Consider the following 8004-nt stretch of genomic DNA (forward strand, 5'->3'; position numbering starts at 1 on the left):
TCATTCATGCGGCCCGTCGAATATTCGGCGGGCGCATTACCACTGTACCCCGGAATCTCGCATGCGTGTCCGGCGAATTCCTCACGTTGCTGTCGTCACAGTGGTTGACCAGGCCCTTACGCCATCCGGTGGGCGGGCTATTGTGCGCTTCATGGAGACGCCTGACACCGCCGCGCAGCCCCCCGAGGAAACCGGATCCGCCGCCCCCACCGGGGTCGCGGCCCAGGACTGGAAGACAGCCTCCGCCGACCCGCAGTACCGCGCCGCCGTCGTGGACCTGCTCGGCGCGCTCGCCTACGGCGAGCTCGCGGCGTTCGAGCGGCTCGCGGAGGACGCGAAGCTCGCGCCGACCCTCGGCGACAAGGCGGAGCTGGCGAAGATGGCGTCGGCGGAGTTCCACCACTTCGAGCGGCTGCGGGACCGGCTCGCGGCGGTCGGCGAGGAGCCGACGGCGGCGATGGAGCCGTTCGTCGAGGCGCTCGACGGCTTCCACCGCCAGACGGCGCCGTCCGACTGGCTGGAGGGCCTGGTCAAGGCGTACGTCGGCGACTCGATCGCGAGTGACTTCTACCGCGAGGTCGCGGCGCGCCTCGACGGGGACACCCGCAGCCTGGTGCTCGGCGTCCTCGACGACACCGGCCACGCCAGCTTCGCCGTGGAGAAGGTGCGGGCCGCGATCGACGCCGACCCGCGCGTCGGCGGGCGGCTCGCGCTGTGGGCGCGGCGGCTGATGGGCGAGGCCCTCTCGCAGTCGCAGCGGGTCGTCGCCGACCGGGACGCCCTGTCGACGATGCTGGTCGGCGGGGTCGCGGACGGGTTCGACCTGGCGGAGGTCGGCCGGATGTTCTCGCGGATCACCGAGGCGCACACGAAGCGGATGGCGGCGCTGGGGCTTGCCGCCTGACTCCTTGCTCGTGACTCCTGCCTCGTGAGTCCTGGCTCATGACTCCTGGCTCATGACTCCGCTCCGCCGTCAGGCAGGGGCCTGGCGGCGGTGCAGACGGCGGGTGGGGCGCAGCAGCAGGGAGAGGAGCGCGGCCGACACGGCCAGGGCTCCGACCAGGGTCGCGGGGCTGCTTCCGGGGCCGAGCGCCATGTGCGTGATGAACGCTCCGATCAGTGCGCCGCCCACGCCGGTCGCGAGGACCAGCGTCCGTGCGGGCAGCCGGTGCGGGAGGCGGCGGGCCGTCGCCCAGGCGAGGGCCAGGCCGATCAGTGCGGAGCCGAGTGCTTCGAGGATCACGGTGTGTTCCCTCCCTTGTACGGACCAGGTGCAAAACGGTCGTAGCCGGTCTTACCCCGGCTGCCGGAACGCAACCCTCCATACCCACCGCGCACCGGAGCGCGGGACGGCGGTGAACTCGGCGCACCCACCACGGAGTCGAGGCGCCCGCGGCGGAGCCGCCACGTGCGCGCACATGACGGAAGGGCCCGGAGGCGATGTGCCTCCGGGCCCTTCCGTCGTCTCGCGTGCGGTCCTACAGGGCGCCGAAGCCCACCTTGCGCACGGTCGGCTCGCCGATCTCCACGTACGCGAGGCGGTCGGCCGGCACCAGGATCTTGCGGCCCTTGTCGTCCGCCAGAGTCAGCAGCTGGGCCTTGCCCGACAGGGCGTCGGACACCGCGCTCTCGACCTCCTCGACGCTCTGACCGCTCTCCAGAACGATCTCGCGAGGCGCGTGCTGCACGCCGATCTTGACCTCCACGCTTTGTCCCTCCGACGGTCAGTGATGTGCGCGGTCCCCCGCGCCGTACCCAGCACAGATTAGCCCGGAGAGGCGACGGGATCGGTTCCGGCCGTGCACGCCAGGAGCGAACACGGCGGCCGCGGGGGACGGGAACAAACGCGCGGTCAGTGACCTTCGGCGCCGTGCAGCGGGAAGCCCGCGATGCCGCGCCAGGCCAGCGAGGTGAGCAGCTGCACCGCCTTCTCGCGCGGGACGCCGCCGTCGCTGTGCAGCCAGTAGCGCGCGACCACCTGGGAGAGGCCGCCGAGCCCCGAGGCCAGGAGCATCGACTCGGACTTGGACAGGCCGGTGTCCTCCGCGATGACCTCGCAGATCGCCTCCGCGCACTCCAGCGTCACCTTGTCCACGCGCTCGCGGACCGCGGGCTCGTTCGTCAGGTCCGACTCGAAGACCAGGCGGAACGCGCCGCCGTCGTCCTCGACGTACCCGAAGTAGGCGTCCATCGTCGCGCCGACGCGCTGCTTGTTGTCCGTCGTCGACGCGAGCGCCGCGCGCACCGCCTGCAGCAGGTTCTCGCAGTGCTGGTCGAGCAGGGCCAGATAGAGGTCGAGCTTGCCGGGGAAGTGCTGGTAGAGCACCGGCTTGCTGACGCCGGCCCGCTCGGCGATGTCGTCCATGGCCGCCGCGTGGTACCCCTGGGCCACGAAGACCTCCTGGGCCGCGCCCAGAAGCTGATTGCGTCGGGCACGGCGCGGCAGGCGTGTGCCCCGCGGGCGCGCCGCCTCTGTCTGCTCGATGGCTGTCACGCCGCCTCCCAAAGTCGTCCTTGTGCTGCGGTGTGCGCCGCGACGCCATCGTACTTTTCGGTAACTGTGATGTGCGCGGTGCGAGCGCAGAATTTCACGGACTGGATGCCCTCGACAGATCTGCGCACCCGTGCGTAGCAGGGCAAACACGGGCAGCTGTGTGTTTGTCGGCCGCCTCGGATCAGCGGTAGTCGTCCTCGTCGAGGGACACCACGCGTGCCTGCTCGGCCAGATCGGCCACATTGGCGGTGTCGGAATCGAGGCCCTGGAGGGAGTCGTCCCGCTCGGGGGTGAGGTCGGTGTGCTGCTCCGCGGAGTCGGCTTCGGGGGTCTCCGGGCTGCTCTCGTCCCCGTTTCCCTCGTCCTGGAAGGTCTCGGGGTCGGTGGGGTCGACGGTCATGTGGACTCCTTGGCTCGCTTGTCTACGAGCCTAGGGAAGAGGCGCGGTGGCCGCTACGCGATCTGTACGGGATCTGTGATGCCGAACACGCGATCCCACGCGTGATCGTCTCGTAACATTGCCCGCATGCCTTCGACCGAGTTGCCGCACGTGCTGGCCGCCGTCGCCGCCCCCAAGCCGGGCGCCGTCGCCGTCGCCGAGGGCGAGCGGCTCTCCTCGGTCGCGCTGCCCGGGCTCACCCTCAACGTGCGCTCGCGCCCGTCGGTGCGCCCCGGACTGCCGCCCGCGCTGTACGTGCACGGGCTCGGCGGATCCTCGCAGAACTGGTCCGCGCTGATGCCGCTGCTCGAGGACGTCGTGGACTGCGAGGCCCTCGACCTGCCCGGCTTCGGGGACTCGCCGCCGCCGGACGACGGCGACTACTCGGTCACCGGGCACGCCCGCGCGGTCATCCGTCATCTGGACGCCGCCGGGCGCGGCCCCGTGCACCTGGTCGCCAATTCGATGGGCGGCGCCGTGTCGACCCGCGTCGCCGCGGTCCGGCCGGACCTGGTGCGCACGCTCACGCTGATCTCGCCCGCGCTGCCCGAGCTGCGGGTGCAGCGCACGGCGATGCCCACGGGGCTGCTCGCGGTGCCCGGCGTCGCGGGCCTGTTCACGCGGCTCACCAAGGACTGGACGGCCGAGCAGCGGGTGCGCGGCGTGCTCGGGCTCTGTTACGGCGATCCGGGGCGGGTCACGCCCGAGGGTTTCCGGGCGGCCGTGCGCGAGATGGAGCGGCGCCTCGCCCTGCCGTACTTCTGGGACGCGATGGCCCGGTCGGCCCGCGGCATCGTGAACGCGTACACCCTCGGCGGCCAGCACGGCCTGTGGCGGCAGGCCGAGCGGGTGCTCGCGCCGACCCTGCTCGTGTACGGCGGCCGGGACCAGCTCGTGTCGTACCGCATGGCGCGCAAGGCGTCGGCCGCCTTCCGCTACTCCCGGCTGCTCACGCTGCCCGACGCGGGGCACGTGGCGATGATGGAGCATCCGGAGACCGTCGCCGCCGCGATGCGTGAACTTCTGGCCGATACAGGGGAGTTGGCCGGTCCGGATGAGTTGAGCGAGACGCCTGGTGTGCGCGATGGTGGCCGTGTGAGTGACCATCGCGATTCGGGTTCGAGGAGCTGAGGCGCCGCGTGGGACGTCATAGCCGCCGCGGCCCCGCCGCGAAATCGGACACCACAAGCCCCTCCGGCATAGGGGGCACCACCCCCGAGCCCCGGCCGGCCCAGGCACCCCCGTCGGCTCCGGCCGCCCCCGCGCAGGCCGGCGGCTCCGGCCGTCGTAGACGCGGTACGACCCCGGACGGCACGCCCGCGCACGGCATCCCGCAGCCCCTGCCTTCGTACGGCACCCCGCCGCACGGAATGCCCCGGCAGACCCCGCCCCACGGCGACCCCGCGCACACCCCGGCCCACGGGTTCCCCCAGCACACGCCTCCGCACGGAGTCCCGCAGCACACACCCCCGCACGGCGTGCCCCAGCACACCCCGTCGCACGGCGTCCCCCGCCAGACCCCGCCCGGCGGCATCCCGCACGTCCGCGGCGGCCACCCCGAGCAGCGGGAGGCCGGGGGCGGCTGGGGCGAGGTCGGGGGCGCGGCGGCCGGGTCCCGGATGGGCGCCGGGTACGGCGTCGTGCCGCCGGGGACGCGCGGGCCGGGGCCCCGGCGTGACTACATGGACGCCTTCGACGACACCGGCGCGTCCGGTGTCGTCGGTTCTCACGGCGCACTCGGTGAACTCGGCGAAGTCGGCGAACTCGACGCCCCGGACGACAGGGACCTCTTCGCCGCCCGTGCGGTGCCCCCGCGGCGCACCCCGCCCCGCGACCCGTACGAGTCCGTGACGACCTGGGAGTCCGACGGCTTCGACGGCGGTGACGGCGGCGCCGACGTCGACGACGCCGATCCGTACGGCGACGACGACGGCGGGCCCGGCGCCCGTACCGCCAAGGGCCGGGAGAAGAACCGCGGCCGCACCGTCACCGGCATCGCCGCCGCGGCCGTCACCACCGTCCTCGCCGTCATCGTCGCCGGTCAGGTCGCCGACGGCGGCAACGACGACGGCCAGCCCGCTCAGGCCGCGGACAAGGGGAGCGAGAACCGCGACGGCCGCGACCCGGCGTCCCGCTCGGACGACCGGCCGACGCCGTCCAAGCCCGCGCAGCCCGGCCCGGCAACGTACGAAGAGAAAATGGGCAAGAAATATCCGCTGGACGCGAAACTCGCCGCGTCCGGGGATTTCGACGCCATCCGCGGATTCGACAAGGCGCCGGGCAAGGGGCAGAAATTCCGCTACCGCGTCGACGTCGAGAAGGGCATGGGCCTCGACGGCACCCTGTTCGCGCAGGCCGTGCAGAAGACCCTGAACGACAAGCGGAGTTGGGCGCACGGCGGCGGCCGTACCTTCGAGCGGATCTCCTCCGGGAAACCCGACTTCGTCATCACGCTGGCCAGCCCGGTGACCACCGCGAAATGGTGCGCCAAATCCGGACTCGACACGCTGCAGCAGAATGTGTCCTGCGATTCCGCCTCCACCGAGCGCGTCATGATCAACGCCTATCGGTGGGCCCGCGGCGCCAAGACCTACGGCGACCGCATCCACCCGTACCGACAGATGCTCATCAACCACGAGGTCGGCCACCGGCTCGGCTACGGCCACGTCGACTGCCGCCGCGACGGCGAGCTGGCGCCGGTCATGCAGCAGCAGACCAAGTTCCTCGACCACGACGGAATCCGCTGCAAGGCCAACCCCTGGGCGTTCCCGGAGAGTTGAGCCCGTCCCGGCACCGGGACGGGGGACGAACCGGGCATCGCGTTGACTTTCCGCGCGGCATCGTCCATATTTCTCCGCATGTCGATCCGTCACGCCTCCGTGAGCGCCGCCCTTGAGCTGGCGCTGTTCGGCGTGACCGCGCTCTGCGTGGCCGACATTCACTGTCGCTGACGCCCGCCCCCGGCGAGTGCGTCGCTTCTGCTTCGTTTTTCTCGGCTCTGCCGCATTTCTCCCCGCCGTGTGCCCGGACCGCCTTCGGCCGGTGCGCGCGGCGGGCCGCGGCAGGCCCGAAGCCGCGCTCGGCGTGCGTCGCCCTGGGTGGGCTCTCGCGAATCCTTGAATCTTTCTCTTTCGCTTTCCGAGAGGCACTCCGATGCGTCTGCGTCGTCAGAAGTCCGTCATATCCCGTCGCGTGGCTGTGGCATCCGCCAGCCTGGTCGTGCTGTCCGTCGGCGCCGCGGCCTGCGCGGGCCCGGACGGCAAGAACGAGGCGGGCGGCGGCGGCAAGCCGCAGCGGGGCGGCACGCTCACCGTCCTCAACAGCAGTCCGCAGAGCGACTTCGACCCGGCGCGCCTCTACACCTCCGGCGGCGGCAACGTACCGAGCCTCGTCTTCCGCACCCTGACCACCCGCAACCGCGAGGACGGCGCCGAGGGCACCAAGGTCGTCCCCGACCTCGCCGAGGGCCTCGGCAAGCCGAGCAAGAACGCCACGGTGTGGACGTACGAGATCAAGAAGGGCGTGAAGTTCGAGGACGGCACGCCGGTCACCACCAAGGACATCAAGTACGGCATCGAGCGCTCCTTCGCCGCCGAACTGTCCGGCGGCGCGCCCTTCCTGCGGGACTGGCTCATCGGGGGCGACAAGTACCAGGGCCCCTACAAGGACAAGAAGGGCCTCGACTCCGTCGAGACGCCGAACGACCACACGATCGTCTTCCGTCTGAACAAGCCCGTCGGTGACTTCGACTACGTGGCCACGCAGACGTCGTTCGCGCCCGTCCCGAAGGCCAAGGACAAGGGCACCAAGTACGAGGAGCACCCGGTCTCGACCGGCCCCTACAAGGTCGTCAGGAACAGCGGCGACGGCGAGCGGCTCCAGCTGGAGCGCAACCCGCACTGGTCACCGAAGACCGACGCCGAGCGCAAGGCCTACCCCGACAAGATCGACGTGCGCTCCGGCCTCAACTCGTCCGTCATCAACCAGCGGCTCTCCGCGAGCCAGGGCGCCGACGCCGCCGCGATCACCACCGACACCAACCTCGGGCCCGCCGAACTCGCCAAGGTCACCGGCGACAAGAAGCTCGCCGCGCAGGTCGGCACCGGCCACTTCGGCTACACCAACTACCTCGCCTTCAACCCGAAGGTGAAGCCGTTCGACGACCCGAAGGTCCGCCAGGCCATCGCCTACGCCGTCGACCGCACCTCGGTCGTCAACGCCGCCGGCGGCTCCTCGCTCGCCGAGCCCGCCACCACCTTCCTGCCGAACCAGGAATCCTTCGGATACACGAAGTTCGACCACTTCCCTGCGGGCGCCTCCGGCAACGCCGAGAAGGCCAAGGAGCTCCTGAAGGCGGCCGGTCACAAGGACGGCCTGACCATCACGCTGACGCACTCCAACGACAAGAACTTCGAGACCAGCCCGGAGATCGCCACCGCACTCCAGGACGCCCTGAAGAAGGCCGGCATCACCGTCAAGCTCCAGGGCCTGGAGGACAACGACTACGAGGACAAGGTCCACGACGCCAAGGACGAGCCCGGCCTGTTCCTCGCCCACTGGGGTGCCGACTGGCCCTCCGGCGGTCCCTTCCTCGCCCCGATCTTCGACGGCCGCCAGATCGTCAAGGACGGCTACAACTTCAACTCCAGCTTCCTGAACGACGCTTCGGTCAACAAGGAGATCGACGAGATCAACAAGCTGACCGACCACGCCGCCGCCGCGAAGCGCTGGGGCGCCCTCGACAAGAAGATCGGCGCCAAGGCCCTGAACGTGCCGCTGTTCCACCCCGTCTACAAGCGCCTGTACGGCAAGGACGTCAAGAACGTCGTGATCAGTGACTGGACGGGCGTCCTCGACGTCTCCCAGGTCGCGGTCAAGTAGCACGGCACCCGAAGCACGGATTCAGGTCAATCTGTCATGAGTGAGGCCCTGTTGGCCTCGGAGACCCCGGGGGCGGGTGGCCCCACCGCCCCCGCCCCCCCCGCCCGCGCCCGGCACTTGTGGGGGCGGCTGCGCCCCCCGGCCCCCCCCCGCCGGGCGGCGGCCCGGGGCGCCCAGCACGGGCGGGGAC

At 71.2% G+C, this 8004-nt stretch carries 9 protein-coding genes; 5 read left to right on the plus strand and 4 right to left on the minus strand.

From position 1 onward, the window contains the following. Positions 1–151 precede the first annotated feature (151 nt). Complete coding sequence (locus ACFVHO_RS20275) at positions 152–904, plus strand: ferritin-like fold-containing protein (RefSeq protein ID WP_385716189.1); 753 nt, start codon at positions 152–154, stop codon at positions 902–904. Between the two features lie 69 nt (positions 905–973). Here ACFVHO_RS20275 and ACFVHO_RS20280 read toward each other — a convergent pair whose 3' ends face one another. The 4 genes from ACFVHO_RS20280 to ACFVHO_RS20295 form a co-directional block, all read right to left on the minus strand. Continuing rightward, positions 974–1243: a hypothetical protein gene (locus ACFVHO_RS20280; protein WP_190114479.1), complete on the minus strand. Its 270-nt coding sequence runs from the start codon at positions 1241–1243 to the stop codon at positions 974–976. A 235-nt stretch (positions 1244–1478) separates the two neighbouring features. Continuing rightward, entirely contained in the window at positions 1479–1706 is a 228-nt protein-coding gene (locus ACFVHO_RS20285) for a DUF3107 domain-containing protein (RefSeq protein WP_385716193.1), read from the minus strand. Positions 1707–1852: 146 nt separating this feature from the next. Next, positions 1853–2494: a TetR/AcrR family transcriptional regulator gene (locus ACFVHO_RS20290; protein ID WP_380857592.1), complete on the minus strand. Its 642-nt coding sequence runs from the start codon at positions 2492–2494 to the stop codon at positions 1853–1855. A 181-nt stretch (positions 2495–2675) separates the two neighbouring features. Continuing rightward, a complete protein-coding gene (locus ACFVHO_RS20295; protein WP_380857589.1) occupies positions 2676–2894 on the minus strand; it encodes a hypothetical protein in 219 nt (72 codons plus the stop codon). A gap of 126 nt (positions 2895–3020) precedes the next feature. Between ACFVHO_RS20295 and ACFVHO_RS20300 the strand changes: the two genes are divergently transcribed. The 4 genes from ACFVHO_RS20300 (at position 3021) to ACFVHO_RS20315 (ending at position 7814) form a co-directional block, all read left to right on the plus strand. Beyond that, positions 3021–4064 (plus strand): alpha/beta fold hydrolase, encoded by a 1044-nt coding sequence (locus ACFVHO_RS20300; protein WP_385716197.1) that lies wholly within the window; start codon positions 3021–3023, stop codon positions 4062–4064. Between the two features lie 8 nt (positions 4065–4072). Then, positions 4073–5713 carry a DUF3152 domain-containing protein gene (locus ACFVHO_RS20305; RefSeq protein ID WP_385716200.1) on the plus strand — a complete coding sequence of 547 codons (1641 nt, stop codon included), beginning with the start codon at positions 4073–4075 and terminating at the stop codon, positions 5711–5713. 78 nt (positions 5714–5791) lie between these two features. Beyond that, on the plus strand, positions 5792–5884 hold the full coding sequence (locus ACFVHO_RS20310) for an Ms4533A family Cys-rich leader peptide (protein ID WP_335756093.1): 93 nt from the start codon (positions 5792–5794) through the stop codon (positions 5882–5884). A 202-nt stretch (positions 5885–6086) separates the two neighbouring features. Further along, complete coding sequence (locus ACFVHO_RS20315; RefSeq protein WP_385716202.1) at positions 6087–7814, plus strand: ABC transporter substrate-binding protein; 1728 nt, start codon at positions 6087–6089, stop codon at positions 7812–7814. The last annotated feature ends 190 nt before the right edge of the window (positions 7815–8004 follow it).

Origin of the sequence: Streptomyces sp. NPDC127108, from assembly GCF_042677545.1 — a bacterium.
Classification (GTDB): Bacteria; Actinomycetota; Actinomycetes; order Streptomycetales; family Streptomycetaceae; genus Streptomyces.